Raw genomic sequence first — 16,139 nt, forward strand, 5'->3', positions numbered from 1 at the left:
CACTCTCTTTACTCAGCGTCTTCTGCTAGGAGTTTAGCCCGTGTTGCTTCATCCAAAAGTGGGTAGCCTAGGCGTTTGCGTTCTGCAACAAAAGTTTTGGCTACGACACGGGCTAGGTTACGGATACGAGCGATATAGCCCGCGCGCTCTGTTACAGATACGGCACCACGCGCGTCAAGCAGGTTAAAGGTGTGTGAACATTTGAGAACATAGTCATAAGCAGGGTGAACCAAGCCCTCTTCCAAAGCACGACCAGCTTCTTTTTCAAACTTATCAAAGTTTTCCAGCAACATTTCTTGGTCCGAAATTTCAAATGAATATTTTGAATGCTCGTACTCAGGCTGGATGAAGATTTCTCCGTATTTTACACCATCAGCCCATTCAATATCGTAAACAGAGTCTACTTCTTGGATGTAGGAAGCCAAGCGTTCCAAACCATAAGTAACTTCCGCAGTTACAGGGCCAGTTGCCAATCCACCGACCTGTTGGAAATAAGTAAACTGAGTGATTTCCATCCCATCAAGCCAAACTTCCCATCCAAGACCAGCTGAACCAGTTGATGGATTTTCCCAGTTGTCCTCAACGAAACGAATATCGTGTTCCAAAGGATTGATGCCCAATTTTTCCAAAGACTCAAGGTAAAGTTCTTGAATGTTTGATGGAGAAGGCTTCATCACTACTTGGAATTGGTGGTGTTGGTAAAGACGGTTAGGATTTTCCCCATAGCGACCGTCAGCAGGACGACGTGATGGCTCTACATAAGCCGCATTCCATGGCTCAGGTCCAATAGCACGAAGGAAAGTGTACGGACTCATGGTTCCCGCACCTTTTTCATTGTCATAAGCCTGCATGAGCATACAACCTTGGTCATTCCAAAATTGTTGCAAAGTCAAAATAATTTCTTGAAATGTTAATTTCTTAGACATTGAATACTCCTTAATAAAAAATGATTTCTTGCGACACGAGTCTGCCTCGTCGATTATACGAGGCAAGACGAGTTAGTACTGCGTCTAGCTCAGCACCCTAGTGCTGAGCGTAGGGCAGTCCGACTGTAAGGAGGTTTCTGCCACTGACGTAGTGGAAAGTCAATTTTTTAGACATTGTTTACTCCTTTAATTTATATTATCTTCTTAGGTTTATTTATCAAGCAACCAAGAAAAAGCTGGGTCCTGAAAAATATGACGTTTGGGAACAGTTTGTAAATTCTGATTGCATTCATCTATTGTTCCTAATTTCAAAGCGCAAACTTCTGGTATATTTTCTTGAGTAGTGAAAATTTGACTATGACAGTTCTGGCAATAATAACGTTGTTTCCCTGGAGATGAACTATAGGTAACCAAATTCTCTTTTCCATACAATGCCAGGTTTTTGCTGCTAACTTTGGCATTAACTGTGTAGGCCGACGCAGTTGTTTTCCGACAGAATGAGCAATGGCAAAAAACTATTTCCGATAATTCTTCATCTAGAGTGTAGGTGACTGCTTTACATAAACAAGATCCTTTAATCATTATGTTCCTTTCCTCTTGGGTATTTGACGAAACTCAAAAAAACCGAATTTCAACACCCAAGCCTTACGACTAGGGGCGTCAGAAACGCGGTTCCACCCTAATTTATTACTTCATTGTTTTTAAAAATACGACAGAAAGTGCCAGTTTCTTACCTTGTCCTACTTGGCTCCCACTATCCCAAGCTCGCTTGAAGAACGCCATAAAACTTTCTTTCCTGTTGAATATTATATCAGAAAGGCAAGAAATTTACAATTCTTTTTCTTACTTTCTAAAAATCCATCTCATCCACACGTGGTGCACCAGAAGTCACCGAGATAGTCTTTAAGATTTCTCGCTCTTCTTTGCTGAGTTCAATCCCAAAACAGTCAAGATTGCTCTGGATACGAGAGGCAGTCACGGACTTAGGTAGAGGTAAGAATCCTTCTGCCAAACTCCAAGCCAAGGCGATTTGAGCCACTGATTTCCCATACTTAGCAGCAATTTCTTGGACTTCTTTCTTGTCAAACAACTCTCCTTGTCCAAAAGGTCCCCAGGCCTCTAGGAGAATGCCTTTCTCTCTACAGTAGTCAACCACTTCCTCTTGATAAACTCCTGGTGCCAAGCGCACCTGATTGACCGCTGGAATGATTCTTGCTGTTTCTAGCAAAGCATCCAAATGCTTGGGAAGGAAATTACTAACTCCGATAGCACGGATTTTGCCTTCTTGGTAAAGGTCCTCCATCGCTCTCCAGACTTCAGCATTGCGAGTTTCCCATGCGTCATTTTCTCTTAGTGGTTTTGGATTTGGCCAATGGATAAGGTACAAATCTAGATAGTCCAAGTCTAGTTTTTCCATTGATTGCTCAAAAGCTTGGCGAGCTTCTTCATAGCTGTGATTGGTGTTCCAGAGTTTGGTTGTTACAAAGATTTCTTGGCGTGTAATACCGCTATCTCGAATAGCGCGACCAACACTCTCCTCATTTTTGTAGATAGCTGCAGTATCGATATGACGGTAACCAGCCTTCAAAGCTTCTAAAACAGCTTGATAGGCTACTTCTCCATTTTCAGCTTTCCAGGTTCCAAATCCTAAAACTGGAATTGAAACTCCGTTATTAAGGGTATAAGATTTCATCGTTTTTCCTTTCCATGTGAAGAAAATCTAAAGAAACAAAGCCAGATTAACAGAGGCATGTCTCTTTAGATTTTGATAGTTATTGATCACGGTCATAATACATTTCGTGAGCTTTCAATCGAGAATTCAGCAATTCCGGAACAGTCACAAATGTATAACCTTGCTCTTTTAGATATTCTATAATCTTTGGAAGAGCATTAACTGTAGCGCCATGAATATCATGCATAAGAACAATCGATCCATTACGAACCTGATGCTGGATCTCTGTTAAAATAGCTGTTTCATTCTTACTCTTCCAGTCCAAACTATCCACATTCCACATGATAAAGCTCAAGTCCAGACTGTTACGGATATTATCAGTAATGGCACCATAAGGCGGACGCATGAGTTTAGAACTCGATCCTAAAACCTTGGTCAAGGCATCTTCTGTATCCGTGATTTGTTTTTTAGCATCTTCCAGAGACAATTTGGAAAGAACGGGATGATCCCAGCTATGGTTTCCCACAACATGTCCTTCTGATTTCATTCGTTTCAGAAGATCCTCATTTCCTGCGATGTTTTTGCCAAGTACAAAGAAGGTTGCCTTTACACCGTACTTAGCCAAGGTATCCAAAGCTTGTGTAGTTGTAGATGGATTTGGACCATCATCAAAAGTCAAGGCTACAACTTTTTTATTTTTTTGTACAAAGTAAGCTTGGTAGAGCTCAGCATCCTTTTCTAATAGATAAGAAGACTCCAATACATCAAAGAAACTGGATATTGGCAGAGCAATTTCCTCCAGAGTCTCTCCTGGATTGGCAGGATAAAGGATGATTTGACTATCTTTATAATCAAAGCTCCATGATGCCAGATCTTGGTCTGTAAAGTTTTTTAGAACCTGATCAATTTTTGTCTGGTCAAGTTTCTTATCTTCTAGAGTTGATTTGATTTGACTCAGCAGGAGTTCCTTAGCTTTGCTAGCATCTTTGAAAAGTTGACTAAGAGTAAAAAGTTTACCATCTTCTGTCAAGTAAACTTTCCCCAAAGAAGTCTTTTCTTTTTCTTCAACCTTAGCTGCAGACAAATCATAAACTTGCTTAGTAATATTACGAGCAAGAACTCCCTTTAAAACAGGATCCAATTGCTCCGTATAATAAAAGACCAAATCTTCTTTATCTTCCAGCTTTTCTTTAATATCCTGGTTGATTTTTTCCCTAACAGGCGCAATGACTTCCTCTCCTTGAAGAGGATAATAGACAATCACTTCAGCTTGACCTTTTCGGAAATGGTCTTTCTGACTGCCTGCGTTAAACTGTTGATCTTTTTCATTTTTTAAGGTTTCAATTTTTTGTTCATAGGATTGTTTCTGTAGAATCTTGTGACCAATCACGCCACCTAGGCAGATCATAGCAAGACTTAAAATACCTACTAAAACAAGTAAAGTACTTTTCTTTTTATCGTGATGGACACGTTTCGCTCTATTTTTTCTCATATTCTTATCATATCAAATCCAGACCATAATTTCAATGATAAACAGGTATTCTACTCTTTAAAAAACGATAACAAAAAAGCCTAGATAATCTAAGCTTTTTGAATCTTAGAAGCGGATTGCTTCACGTGTTTTTTCATAAGAAGCGACGAATCGATTTGTGACTCCTGGTTCTGCAACTTCCAAGGCTTGAGAAATTTTCTCAAATGAAGTTTGGTAGTCAAAGTCTCTTTCAAAAATTTCAAGCGCTTCGTTGAAAGCCTCTTGGATACGTTCATCAAATGAACGGTAACGGTTTGAGTATTGTAAAAGTTGTTCTGTCAAGGTTGCATATTGAACGATATTGTAGGTTTCTGTTTCCAGAGCCTCCATATCATTTGTAGCAATCTCAAGAATGCGATTGACAGATTCAATATTAACTTTTGCCTGTTCCAATTCAGCCATCAAATCTTCTACGTTGTTACTTGTCGCAAAGAAAAGTTTCAAGAAGCTTTGAGGAATACCTGGTAAGTTTCTCTTTTCCATGTATCGTTTGATAGTATGTAAACGATTAACATAGACATTAGCCTTTTGACGAGCATTCATATCATCTTTCTCAATTTGTGCTAAATGCTCACTAACAGAGATTTGTTCATCTTCAATATCTTTTAAATTATTTTGAAGATCTTGTAACTGCTCCTCTAAGATAGAGTATGCTTCCTTTGGCTCTGCTTGCTCTTCGATCACTTCTGTGATTAGCGTATCAAACTCTGACAATTCAGCATAAAGACGGCGAACATGATTTCCATAGCTCTCTGGGAGAAGATAAGTTTTATTAAGACGCTCTATATCTTGAGCAAGAACTTGGTTATTATCTTTCAAATGATTGAGGTAGATCGGTAGCGTTTCGAGTAAACCTTCCACTACTTTTTGAGACGCTACTTCACGTGAGAAGATAGCATAGAGAGCATTGATTTCTTCTTGGATTTGCGTGTTTTCATACTCTGCATTATCCAATTCCAAGTGTTTGATATTTTCCTGATTTTTCTTTAGGGATTCACGCAAAAGTTGGAAACGAGCTTCAATATCTGTTTCGATAAAATGATAATTAAGCCCCAATAACTTACGGTAACCTTCTTCAAGATCTTCCAATTGCTCTGGAAGTTCCGTTGATAAGGTTGTCACAAGGCTTGGAACACGCTCAACCATATGTGTCAATGCAAGAATATGATTTTCTGTCTCATCTAAGATACTCGCAGCTTCAACTGGATCTCCTGATGAATTTAAAGTTACAAACTGAGAAAATTCCGATTGAATTTTTTCCAATTGCTTCTCAATTTCAGGAAGCGCCTCACCATACTGTTCTGAATTTTCTGCTACTGTATGTTGTAGACTTTCAAATAAATCCAAGGCATGTGAAACACGTCCACTATTTCTAGACTCCTGTTTTTCAAGCTCTGACAGGGCATTGCGAATCGCCGCAATATCTTCTTCAATCAAATCAATCTGGCTTTCAATTTGATCGATCTTATGTGCTGCTTTGAAGAAACGGAAAGAATTGTTATAGTTTTCAGCCTCGAAAAGGTGGTTTTCAATATCAGCAAATGAGTTAAGCGATAAATCAACCCATTTTTGGTTCCACTCACGGAAGGTTACTTGGCTTTGACCAATCAAATGCATGTTTTTAACCGCTTCAACCTCGTCATTTACTGGAAGGTTGTAGAGTTCTTCTTTTTTTTCTTCGAGGGCTACTAATCTACCCTCATTTCGTTTTCGGAGAAAAACAGCTACTCCATATGCTAGAATCAAAATGACTGCAATCGCAACCATTAGATAAATTAGTTGTCCATTAGACATATCAAACTCCTTTTATACTAGAAACAATCGTATTGATTATATCATATTTTTTATGTCATGGGAACTATTTCCCACATTTTTAGACGTCAAGCGTACTGTAAACAGCATTTTCTTCGATAAATTCACGGCGAGGTTCAACTCGATCACCCATTAACATATCAAAGATTTTATCGGCTTCTGCTGCATCATCTACTGAAACACGTGCCATCAAGCGATGTTCTGGATCCATAGTGGTTTCCCACAGTTGGTGGTCGTCCATTTCTCCCAGACCTTTATAACGTTGGATGGTTGGTTTTGAGCGCCCTTCACTATGACGTGCTAAGGCTTCTTGGAGTTTAATTTCTTGATCCGCACCTGGCTGGATGTATTCTTTAATCTCACTTCCAACTTTTACTCCGTAGATTGGCGGTTGGGCAATATAGACATATCCAGCTTCTAGAATTGGTTTCATGTAGCGGTAAATCAGGGTCAAAAGAAGGGTCCGAATGTGGGCTCCATCGACATCAGCATCGGTCATCAAAACGAGCTTTTGGTAACGAGCCTTAGTGACATCAAATTCTGCTCCAAAACCTGTTCCCATAGCTGTGAAAAGGCTTCGAATTTCTTCGTTAGCAAGAATTTTATCCATGCTAGCTTTTTCAACGTTCAAGATCTTACCACGAATTGGCAGGATAGCTTGGAATTCACGATTTCGACCAGATTTAGCTGATCCACCAGCTGAGTCTCCCTCAACGATGAAGAGTTCTGTTTCAGCAGGATTGTTTGAAGAACAGTCTGCTAGTTTTCCTGGTAAATTGGAAATTTCCAAGCCAGATTTCTTGCGAGTGACTTCACGCGCACGTTTGGCAGCTACACGAGCCTTGGCAGCCAAAATCCCTTTTTCCACGATGCGCTTGGCAATCTGTGGATTCTCCATGAGAAAATCAGAGAAGGCATCGCTAAAGAGACGATTAGTAATCTTAACCACTTCGCTATTTCCCAACTTAGTCTTGGTTTGTCCTTCAAACTGCGGATTTGGATGCTTGACAGAGATAACAGCAGTCAAACCTTCACGGACATCTTCCCCAGTGAGGTTGTCTTCATTGTCTTTTAGCAGTTTATTCTTACGGGCATAATCGTTGATAACACGCGTCAGAGCCGTACGGAAACCTTGCTCATGTGTTCCACCTTCATGGGTATGAATATTATTGGCGAAACTCATGACGTTTTCGTGGTAACCAGTTGTGTACTGCATGGCTACTTCAACTGTGATATCATCCATCTCACCATCTGTGTAGATTGGCGTATCAAAGATAACATCCTTGTTCTCATTGATATATTCAACGTAGCTAGCAATCCCACCTTCATAGTGATAATGTTTGGTTTGTTCGAGACCTTCACGCTTATCTGTGATGGAGATCCGAAGTCCTCGGTTCAAAAAGGCTAATTCTTGAATACGTTTGTTTAATTTGTCAAAATCAAAGGTCGTTGTTTCAGTAAAAATCTCTGGATCCGGCGTGAAGTGAACTGTTGTTCCAGTTTTATCCGTATCTCCAACGACCTCAAGATCAGCAACAACATGACCACGACGGTATTCTTGGTAATGAATCTTACCGTTTTTGTGAACATGAACGTCTAGTTGCGTTGAAAGAGCGTTTACTACTGATGAACCCACACCGTGAAGACCACCTGATACCTTATATCCGCCACCGCCAAATTTTCCTCCAGCGTGAAGAACCGTAAAGACTGTCTCAACAGCAGGACGTCCCGTCTTTTCCTGAATGTCAACAGGAATTCCACGACCGTCATCCACAACCGTGATGGAATTATCTGGCTCTATAAAAACTTGGATATGACTGGCAAATCCAGCCAAGGCTTCGTCAATAGAGTTATCAACAATTTCCCAGACTAGATGGTGAAGACCTTCTTTTGAAGTCGACCCAATATACATACCTGGGCGCATACGAACGGCTTCAAGCCCCTCCAAAACTTGAATTTGACTGGCATCATAATCCTGTGCCTGTTGATTTTTGATTTCTTCTGTCATTTTTTCCCTTTTTCTTACATGTCTATTGCTCGTCTCAATGTTGCAACATTGTCAAAAAGATAGGTATCTAGGCCTGCAGCTTTACCTGCTTCGACATCAATCTTTCTATCTCCAATGGCCAAACCTGATGAGATATGATATTTATCACGTAAATAAATCATGGACTCAGGATCTGGTTTTCGTTTAAAACCGGAACTGGCAGTCACTACTTCTGTGAAGTTGTTCGCTATCTGGGTCTTAGAAAGAAGTTCCAGAACTTGGTCGTTTCGATGAGAAACCAAGAAATGGCGACCACCCTTGTCAGAGATATCTTTGAGTAACTCTGGAATTCCCTCAAACAAAACTGGATGCTTTAGCTCACGTGCTTCATTTTCTTTGTAGTTCTCTAAAAAATCCTCTATATCTGGGGCAAACTTCTCAATGGCAAAAGCTGTCGAAACCTTCAAGGCTTCGTAAACACGGTCGTGTTCTTGCTCAATTCCATATTGGGCTAAGGTTTCTACAAAGGCTGCTGTAGAAGTCTCGTAATTATCCAATAGGGTACCACCTAAATCCCATATGTAGTCGTGATATTTCATACCCTTCATTATACCATTTTTTTATGAAAAAAGCGATGATTTCCTAGATTTTTCCAAGTAAAAAACGAGAGTTTACCTCTCGTTTTACTGTTAATTTTCAAAGACATCCCGATAGAGCATGCCGACTCGTAAACTTTCAGCATCTCCTCCCAACTGCTCCACCAATTCATAGGCAAAGGCAAGTGCAGTTGACGGTCCTCGGCTGGTTATTAGATTGCCATCCACAACAACTGTTTCCTTTTTGTAAATCCCGTCAGTAATTTGCTCCTGAACACCGTCATAACAGGTAAAGCGCTTGTCTTTTAAAACACCTGCTTGGTGGAGGGCAATTGGGGCTGCGCAGATAGCCGAAATCTTCTTTCCCTCTTGGTTAAAGGCTTGAATCTCAGAAATGAGGGCTTGATTATCCCGTAGATTTGCTGATCCAGGCATACCACCTGGAAGAACTACTAAATCATAGTCGGATAAATCACCATCAAAGACACGGTCGGCTGTTACCCGAATGTCATGTGATCCCGTCACCTGCTCCTCAAATCCTACCATATCACAGGAAATGTTTGCTCGACGCAAGACATCGATTACTGTCAAGGCTTCGATTTCTTCAAAGCCATTTGCTAAGATAACTGCAACTTTTGCCATAGTGGCCTCCTTATTTGATTTGTTTTAGGACGACTTTCTTTCGTTTGAATGGAACTTTTCCACTTTTCTCTTCTGCTAGATTGGTCTGGTAACTCATAGACAAGAGGAGACCAACACCGATGAGGTTACTAATAATTGCGGAGCCCCCTTGAGAAATAAATGGCAGAGGAATACCTGTCAAAGGAAGTAAGCCTGTCACGGCACCGATATTTTCAAAGATATGGAAGAGCAACATCATGATAAAACCAGTCGAAATGTAGGTGTAGAACTGGTTATTTGACCTGAGCGTAATCTTCAACATACGGTAGATGAGAAGCAAGTATAAAGCAACCACAAAGACTGAACCAATAAAGCCAAAGTCTTCTGCAATTACGGTGAAAATCATATCACTCTCACGTACTGGAATGAGGAGATTGGACACATTGAAACCTTGTCCAAACAAGCCACCACTTCCAATCGCAATTTGTCCCTGCGCCTGTTGATATGTTGTTGTTTGTGCAAAGTCAAAGGGATTGAGCCAAGCCAAGATGCGGTTGATCTGGTAGGTTGGCATCCCAATCTGATGCAAGAAGGCACGTCCATCCTTGCTTATAAAGATGGCCATGAAGCCTACAACTGCAGTCACTCCTGTCGCAAAAACAGGAATGATAATCTTCCACGAAACACCTGAAAGGAGAACCATACCGGAAAAAATAGCTACAAAGACCAAGGCAGTCCCCAAGTCACTTTGTAGGGCTAAGAGGATCAAGACTGGTATGGTAAAGGCAATCATCCAACCAATCAATAGGAAATCCAAGGGAATAGTTCGTCGCCATTCCTTGTGTTTTTGAGTGAATTGTACAATGGCTCGAGCCAACATCAAGATATAGGAAATCTTCATGAACTCCGATGGCTGAAAGAGTGTCGTTCCACCAATCGATACCCAGTTCTTGGCACCTGTTGACGCTACAAGATTTGGATTGTAGAAAACAAGAGGTAGGATCATCAAAGCTAGCCCTAGACCATAAAGATAGGGAGTCACCTTCCATAAAAACTCGGTATTAAAGAACATGACCACAAAACCAATGACAAGGCCCAAGGAAATCCAAGCGATTTGCTGACCTAGAATTGGTAATACATTATTTGGATAGTCATGACTAACTGCTATATAAATGGCCACTACTCCAATCACCAGTAAACAAAACACTGGTAGGAGGAGGCTATAATCGACTCGAGAGTCGAAGGAACGTTTCATATTTTTTACCTTTTCTCTTTCTTGGATTTTTCTTTCATTCTATTGCGACGAGATTGGAGAAAATCAGCTACAGCAGGCTCTAGCTGTTCTCTAGAAAGAACCTGAACAGCCCTTTCTTTTGACAAGGCCTGGGCGATTTGTTTGCCGTAACGCTTGCTAACGACACGACTGTCTAAGATAACAGCAACCGAACCTTGGTCAGATCTTCTAACAGTACGGCCCAGAGCTTGTTTTAGCCGAATAATCGCCATCGGCAACTGATAATCATAGAAAGGATTTTTCCCTTCTTGACGCAGTTCTTGGTTTAATTTTTTGGTTAACGGTTCTTGGGGGTTTTGGAAAGGCAATCTCGGAATCACTTGGATCACGCAAGGATGGGTTGAAAAATCAACTCCTTCCCAGAAACTACCTGTTCCGAGTAAGATCTGGCGTTCACCTTTTTCAAAACGTTTTTTCAGTTGGCTTGGTTCCCCATTTTTATACTGAGCTAGATGCGGTTGGTCGAGCAGGTCTGAAACAGCCAGCAACATCTCTTTTGAGGTAAACAAGACCAGTATGGGTTCTTGAAAGGCCTGTAAGCTTCGAGTGACAGAAGCCACTTCACTAGCATAGTCAACAGGTGAAACTTCTGTCACAAGAGGAAAATCATCGACTAGAAAGACTTCTTGTTGCTCCTGCTTTGCTACATCAAGCTTAACAAGCGGAGCATCTGGAAATCCCAACAAATCTGCTAAGGAAACCCGATTACTGATTTCAAGAGTGGCCGATACTCCTAGGAGTCTACAATCTTCTGGCAATAAGTCTGCTAGTATAAAGCGGCCTTTTTTACTTGAACAAATCAAGACATCCTTGCTCGATTTCTCTGCTGTAGCAAGCCAAAATTCACGATCCGAGGTGAAAAAGTTTGCAATTTCTCGATACTCTGGGAGAGTTAACTCCGAAAAATGTTGGCGCAACTCTTCAAGAGAATCCAACCACTTTCCATTCTTCAGACCTGACTGATAGTGCTCCATCAAGTAACGACATTCAAAACCTATACTCTCCAGCAAGCGTTTCTGAACCAAATCTTCCTCTGTCTCCAAGGACTTTTCAATTTGAGTTACAAGTTCCTCAAGGCGATAAGCCTGCTGGGCTAGATTTTCGAGAGCTAGCAGCATTTTTTGAGCTTCATCCAAGATCAGCAAACGGTTATCGACAAACTCTGGATTGTCTTCCAAACGAGTGACCAGATAGGCATGATTAGTCAAGAGAACGCGACTGGTCTTGGCCTTTTCCTGCCCTCGTTTCCAAAAATCCTCTGTGGCAAATAAACTTTTCTTTGAAAGCTTGCCATCGTGGACTAGTTCTGGCAGAAAGTGCTGGTAGCGATAAAGCTGCCCGATTTCGTCCAAGTCACCTGTCTCTGACTCTGTTAGCCAGATAAGCAACTGCATTTTAAAGCGTGTGAAAAGGCGATTGGACTCTGATCGATGGAGAACTCTGTGAAAGGCATCCAGTTTTAAATAGTTTTGAGGACCCTTGAGACTATGAATCTCCAGATGGAAAACCTCTTTTAAGCGCTGACCTTCTTCTTGCATGATTTGATTTTGAAGAATTTTGGTCGGAACACTCACTAGGATACCTACTTGACTCTCCAAGTTCAAAGCTGGGAGGAGATAACCATAAGTCTTGCCCAGTCCCGTTTGGGCTTGGATAAAGGAAGTCTGGTGTTCTTCCAATAATTGCTCAATCTTCTCCGCAAATTCCATCTGTTGCGGTCGCTCCTCCAGCCCCAATAAAGAAATGTTTTTAGCAAAGTCTTTGGATAACTTTCGTGGGACTAAGGCTTTGCTTTCCTTTCTGAGGAAAAGCCCATGAAGCTCCATCAAGTCTGGCGAAGATAAGAGAGATTGTTGCTGGTAAACCTCCTCAATCAACAGATAACTTTCATAGAGAAGGTTGTCTGCAAGGTCTAACAAGCTTTCTAAGAGCCCTTTAGGTAGCTCAAAAAGTTTTTGACGCATGTAAAGCAAGAGTTCAGCTGTTGCCTGAGCATCTGACAGGGCAGTGTGGGCATGTTCCAGCTCAATTCCCAACTCTTGACAAAGGATACCTAAGTTATACTTTTCAAACTGAGGATACAGAACCTGGGCAAGCTCAACTGTATCCACCCGCGGTGTGCGCAATTCATATCCTTCAAAAAAGAGAAATTCTGCAAGAAGGTTGGCATCAAACTGTACATTGTGCGCAACAAAAATACCGTCCTTAACCAATTCAAAAATTTTTCCAGCCACCTGAGAAAATTCTGGTGCCACAGCCAAACGTTGATCGGTCAGACCTGTTAATTCTTTGATATGAGAGTCCAAGGGTTCATGAGGATTGACATCAGTCGCATACTGATCGATGATTTCACCATTCTCAATCACCACAATGCCTACTTGAATAATTTTTGCCTTGCTTCCGGTGCTGGTCGCCTCTAAATCAACGACCACATACCGATCATTTCTTGCATTCATCATTAAAAATTATATCAAAAAAAGCATGATTTGACACCCCTCAACTTTGATAACAATCTCGCTTTCCTTGCGAGTTTGACTAAAAATCAAGACCTTAAAAGAGAGAATTTCACACAAGTTCAGCAGTTGGTCGCTGGTTCTGAGGTATTTGAAAACTTTATCAACAAAGCTACATCAACATAAAAAGACAACCAAGATATTAGCTGCCTTTTTGAGATATTTTTTTCATTGTTTTCGGAAGAGCTTTACTAATTTCTGTTGGCAGGACAAAATAGTTTTCTTGAGCTAGTTCTTGCGCAATAGCTGAATGAAGATAGGTCGCTACCACCACGCTCTCATAGAGACTGACTTGATGAAACTGACCTGCAAAACCTGCAATCATCCCAGCCAGAGTATCTCCCATTCCACCAGTTGCTTGATAGGGGCCTCCAACCTGTAACTGATAATATTCAGGCTGACCGACTTGCCAGATACGAGTTGCCGGACCTTTCTCAACTAAAATCGTTCCTTGAGGAAAATCAGAAAGAGCCCTAGTAGTCGTCTCTGTATTTTGATGGTCAAGAACTATACCAGACAGTCTTTCCCATTCCTTTTGGTGGGGAGTTAGGATGAGCTGACTAGAAGGAAATGGTAACTGGCCGTTTGCTAAGATGCCCAAAGCGCCGCCATCTGCAATCAAAATCTGGTCTTTTCTAAGGCTGTCAAAGACCCTTTTTACGAGTTCTTCTCCAAATGCATCCTCTCGCAAACCCGGACCTAACAAGACAACTTCTGCCTTTTCCAACTGCTCTTTTAACAATTCCTGGTCTTGAAGAGAGAAGGCCATAGCCTCAGGTAAATGACTGTGTAGAGCAAGGATATTTTCCCTATCTGTTCCAACGGTCACCAATCCTGCACCACTTTTTACAGTTGCCAAGGCAGCCATGATGATGGCTCCACCATAAGGATAGGTCCCTCCCAGCAAAAGCAGACGGCCATAGTCTCCTTTATGACTGGTACGAGAACGTTCAATAATGACTTTTTCTAGTAAGGCTTGATCAATCACTTTCATCCTTTTTTCCTCTCTATTCATTATACTATAAAAGGAGGTTCAGACCTCCTTCTACACTATTTTCCCTTAAATTCCGCAAAGGTCTGTAAGATTTTAGCTGCCACTGCTGGAGAAGGTTCTCCTTTTTGCTCTACCGTTTCATCTGCATATGGAGTAAGGCCAGCAAAATCGCCTATCTGAACTGAATAAAGAGATGTCTTAAACAGTTCAATATCGTTTTGGTCATTTCCAAAAGCGATGAAGTTCTCCCCACATAACTTTTCAACAGTTGTCGCCTTATGAGTATCCAAGGGATTAACATAAAGGCACTTTTCATGCTCATGATAAGACAGATGAGCCTGTCCTAGTCTTTCTAGCTGACCAAGCAGATCATCAAGCAAATCCTCATGGTCACCCATATAAACGACTACCTTAATCGGAGTACCCAAGTCCTCGAGTTTCTGATGACGAGCTACCTTTAGGGGATCCACACTGGAGAAAAATGGAATCTTCTCTACAATCTGACCACTATAGTCAAAGCAATCATCTACAAAGAAAGGGAGATTATAGGTCTGGCAATAATCCACTAGCGCCTGATAAACTCCAGCATCGAGATTTCTTTCATAGATAGCTTTCCCCAGATAATAGGCTACGCCACCATTCAAACCTATAACCAAACGCTGACTGAGCTCGGGACCTAACAAGCCCAAACAATCCCGATAAGAGCGAGCTGATGCAAATACAAGCTCATGCCCATAATCTTCAGCCTTTAAAAGAACCTGCTTAATCTCCTCATCAATGGTCATGTAGTCAAAAGATAGCGTTCCATCCAGGTCAAATACGAATTTCATCTTCCTAGTCCTTGTTTAGTGTTCGAAGCGCTGCCTGATAGGTTTGCTCCATTAGCATGGTAATAGTCATAGGTCCAACTCCGCCCGGTACAGGTGTGATGTGACTAGCAAGTGGTGCAACGGCATCATAATCAACATCTCCACAAAGCTTGCCATTTTCATCTCGGTTCATCCCAACGTCAATGACAACTGCACCTGGTTTGACGAAGTCAGCAGTCACAAACTTGGCGCGACCAATAGCTACGACAAGGATATCCGCCTTAGCAGCAACCTTGGCAAGATGATGGGTGCGTGAGTGGGTCAAAGTCACAGTCGCATTCTTGGCTAGAAGAAGCTGAGCCATGGGTTTTCCAACGATATTTGAACGACCGATAACAACCGCATTTTTACCTTCTAGATCAATCCCATATTCATGAAACATCTCCATAATTCCTGCAGGTGTTGAAGGAATCATAACTGGATGACCAGACCAGAGGCGACCCATGTTTAGGGGATGGAAACCATCCACGTCTTTTTCGGGGTCAATAGCTAATAAAACTGCCTCTTCGTCAATATGTTTTGGCAAAGGTAATTGAACCAAAATCCCATGCCAAGCTGGATCTTGATTGTATTTGGCAATCAAGTCTAACAATTCCGCTTGGGTAATGGTCTCTGGAACTCGCACTACTTCACTACGGAAGCCAGCAGCGAGAGCTGACCGTTCCTTGTTGCGAACGTAGACTTGGCTGGCAGGATTGTCCCCCACCAAAATCACTACCAATCCTGGAACTAGACCTGTTTCTTCTTTTAGTTTAGCCGTCTTCTCAGCCAACTGTCCTTGTAACTTAGCCGCAAGAGCCTTCCCATCGATAATCTGTGCCATATCTCTTCTCTTTTCTATCAAATATCCTCTATTATATCAAAAAATAACTCGCCATCCTAACACTTCTTGCCTAATGGACCTTATAGTCTGAAACTATAAGAAAAAGCCCTTGTCGAGCTTTTATGCCTATTTATACTAGGTAAATCTGTCATGCTTTCTTTTTGACTTTTGGAGCCGGTAAGACTTCATACATCTCCTTGATTAATCTGATTAGAAATGATTTATCTTCAATGTCTTCTATCAAAATCATCTCCTTAGCTCCTTCATAAGGACGTTCAAGCCTAGTCTGTCCCAGTTGATCCAAGACCAGCTTCACAGGCTTCAGTAACAGACGATTATCGTAGATTCCTCCAATAATCTTTCCACGATAATAAAGGATATACTCTCCCATCATTGGACGATAACTCATCTCCTCTAGCTCTGATAGCTGTTCGAGAATAAAATCTAAATATTCTTTACTGGAAGCCATGATGCCTACTCCATTTCTTCTAAAAATGAGGT

General features: G+C 41.4%; 14 protein-coding genes. All 14 read right to left on the reverse strand.

What is annotated here, in order from left to right; genetic code table 11:
* Positions 1-8 precede the first annotated feature (8 nt).
* Positions 9-926: a glycine--tRNA ligase subunit alpha gene (gene glyQ / locus B7709_RS09800; protein WP_000038733.1), complete on the reverse strand. Its 918-nt coding sequence runs from the start codon at positions 924-926 to the stop codon at positions 9-11.
* A gap of 210 nt (positions 927-1,136) precedes the next feature.
* Complete coding sequence (locus tag B7709_RS09805) at positions 1,137-1,508, reverse strand: GFA family protein (RefSeq protein ID WP_084972605.1); 372 nt, start codon at positions 1,506-1,508, stop codon at positions 1,137-1,139.
* Positions 1,509-1,776: 268 nt separating this feature from the next.
* The gene (locus B7709_RS09810; protein WP_084972606.1) at positions 1,777-2,619 is read right to left on the reverse strand and encodes an aldo/keto reductase; all 843 of its coding nucleotides are present in this window, start codon (positions 2,617-2,619) and stop codon (positions 1,777-1,779) included.
* A gap of 79 nt (positions 2,620-2,698) precedes the next feature.
* Positions 2,699-4,090, reverse strand: a complete 1,392-nt coding sequence (gene pgdA / locus B7709_RS09815; RefSeq protein WP_084972607.1) for a peptidoglycan-N-acetylglucosamine deacetylase PgdA — start codon at positions 4,088-4,090, stop codon at positions 2,699-2,701.
* A gap of 105 nt (positions 4,091-4,195) precedes the next feature.
* On the reverse strand, positions 4,196-5,923 hold the full coding sequence (gene ezrA / locus B7709_RS09820; protein ID WP_084972608.1) for a septation ring formation regulator EzrA: 1,728 nt from the start codon (positions 5,921-5,923) through the stop codon (positions 4,196-4,198).
* A 79-nt stretch (positions 5,924-6,002) separates the two neighbouring features.
* The gene (gyrB, locus tag B7709_RS09825; RefSeq protein ID WP_000134070.1) at positions 6,003-7,949 is read right to left on the reverse strand and encodes a DNA topoisomerase (ATP-hydrolyzing) subunit B; all 1,947 of its coding nucleotides are present in this window, start codon (positions 7,947-7,949) and stop codon (positions 6,003-6,005) included.
* 14 nt (positions 7,950-7,963) lie between these two features.
* The gene (locus B7709_RS09830) at positions 7,964-8,527 is read right to left on the reverse strand and encodes an HAD-IA family hydrolase (protein WP_345769901.1); all 564 of its coding nucleotides are present in this window, start codon (positions 8,525-8,527) and stop codon (positions 7,964-7,966) included.
* 90 nt (positions 8,528-8,617) lie between these two features.
* Positions 8,618-9,166, reverse strand: coding sequence for a DJ-1 family glyoxalase III (locus tag B7709_RS09835; protein WP_084972610.1), 549 nt, complete (start codon positions 9,164-9,166; stop codon positions 8,618-8,620).
* 10 nt (positions 9,167-9,176) lie between these two features.
* Positions 9,177-10,400 (reverse strand): FtsW/RodA/SpoVE family cell cycle protein, encoded by a 1,224-nt coding sequence (locus B7709_RS09840; RefSeq protein ID WP_084972611.1) that lies wholly within the window; start codon positions 10,398-10,400, stop codon positions 9,177-9,179.
* Between the two features lie 5 nt (positions 10,401-10,405).
* Complete coding sequence (locus tag B7709_RS09845; RefSeq protein ID WP_002875130.1) at positions 10,406-12,895, reverse strand: bifunctional DnaQ family exonuclease/ATP-dependent helicase; 2,490 nt, start codon at positions 12,893-12,895, stop codon at positions 10,406-10,408.
* 199 nt (positions 12,896-13,094) lie between these two features.
* Positions 13,095-13,946: an NAD(P)H-hydrate dehydratase gene (locus B7709_RS09850; RefSeq protein WP_002875132.1), complete on the reverse strand. Its 852-nt coding sequence runs from the start codon at positions 13,944-13,946 to the stop codon at positions 13,095-13,097.
* A 56-nt stretch (positions 13,947-14,002) separates the two neighbouring features.
* Entirely contained in the window at positions 14,003-14,776 is a 774-nt protein-coding gene (locus B7709_RS09855) for an HAD hydrolase family protein (protein WP_084972612.1), read from the reverse strand.
* Positions 14,777-14,780: 4 nt separating this feature from the next.
* On the reverse strand, positions 14,781-15,638 hold the full coding sequence (locus tag B7709_RS09860) for a bifunctional methylenetetrahydrofolate dehydrogenase/methenyltetrahydrofolate cyclohydrolase (RefSeq protein WP_000057225.1): 858 nt from the start codon (positions 15,636-15,638) through the stop codon (positions 14,781-14,783).
* 148 nt (positions 15,639-15,786) lie between these two features.
* Positions 15,787-16,107 carry a TfoX/Sxy family protein gene (locus B7709_RS09865; RefSeq protein ID WP_084972613.1) on the reverse strand — a complete coding sequence of 107 codons (321 nt, stop codon included), beginning with the start codon at positions 16,105-16,107 and terminating at the stop codon, positions 15,787-15,789.
* Between the last annotated feature and the right edge of the window lie 32 nt (positions 16,108-16,139).

The sequence above is a fragment of the Streptococcus oralis subsp. dentisani genome, assembly GCF_002096335.1.
Lineage (GTDB): Bacteria > Bacillota > Bacilli > Lactobacillales > Streptococcaceae > Streptococcus > Streptococcus oralis_Z.

Excerpts from the sequence above, each read along its gene's own strand:
- glyQ (WP_000038733.1), bottom strand. The coding sequence starts at position 926 with ATGTCTAAGAAATTAACATTTCAAGAAATTATTTTGACTTTGCAACAA.
- B7709_RS09850 (WP_002875132.1), bottom strand. The coding sequence starts at position 13,946 with ATGAAAGTGATTGATCAAGCCTTACTAGAAAAAGTCATTATTGAACGT.
- B7709_RS09855 (WP_084972612.1), bottom strand. The coding sequence starts at position 14,776 with ATGAAATTCGTATTTGACCTGGATGGAACGCTATCTTTTGACTACATG.
- B7709_RS09835 (WP_084972610.1), bottom strand. The coding sequence starts at position 9,166 with ATGGCAAAAGTTGCAGTTATCTTAGCAAATGGCTTTGAAGAAATCGAA.
- ezrA (WP_084972608.1), bottom strand. The coding sequence starts at position 5,923 with ATGTCTAATGGACAACTAATTTATCTAATGGTTGCGATTGCAGTCATT.
- B7709_RS09840 (WP_084972611.1), bottom strand. The coding sequence starts at position 10,400 with ATGAAACGTTCCTTCGACTCTCGAGTCGATTATAGCCTCCTCCTACCA.
- pgdA (WP_084972607.1), bottom strand. The coding sequence starts at position 4,090 with ATGAGAAAAAATAGAGCGAAACGTGTCCATCACGATAAAAAGAAAAGT.
- B7709_RS09810 (WP_084972606.1), bottom strand. The coding sequence starts at position 2,619 with ATGAAATCTTATACCCTTAATAACGGAGTTTCAATTCCAGTTTTAGGA.
- B7709_RS09860 (WP_000057225.1), bottom strand. The coding sequence starts at position 15,638 with ATGGCACAGATTATCGATGGGAAGGCTCTTGCGGCTAAGTTACAAGGA.
- B7709_RS09845 (WP_002875130.1), bottom strand. The coding sequence starts at position 12,895 with ATGAATGCAAGAAATGATCGGTATGTGGTCGTTGATTTAGAGGCGACC.
- gyrB (WP_000134070.1), bottom strand. The coding sequence starts at position 7,949 with ATGACAGAAGAAATCAAAAATCAACAGGCACAGGATTATGATGCCAGT.
- B7709_RS09865 (WP_084972613.1), bottom strand. The coding sequence starts at position 16,107 with ATGGCTTCCAGTAAAGAATATTTAGATTTTATTCTCGAACAGCTATCA.
- B7709_RS09830 (WP_345769901.1), bottom strand. The coding sequence starts at position 8,527 with ATGAAATATCACGACTACATATGGGATTTAGGTGGTACCCTATTGGAT.
- B7709_RS09805 (WP_084972605.1), bottom strand. The coding sequence starts at position 1,508 with ATGATTAAAGGATCTTGTTTATGTAAAGCAGTCACCTACACTCTAGAT.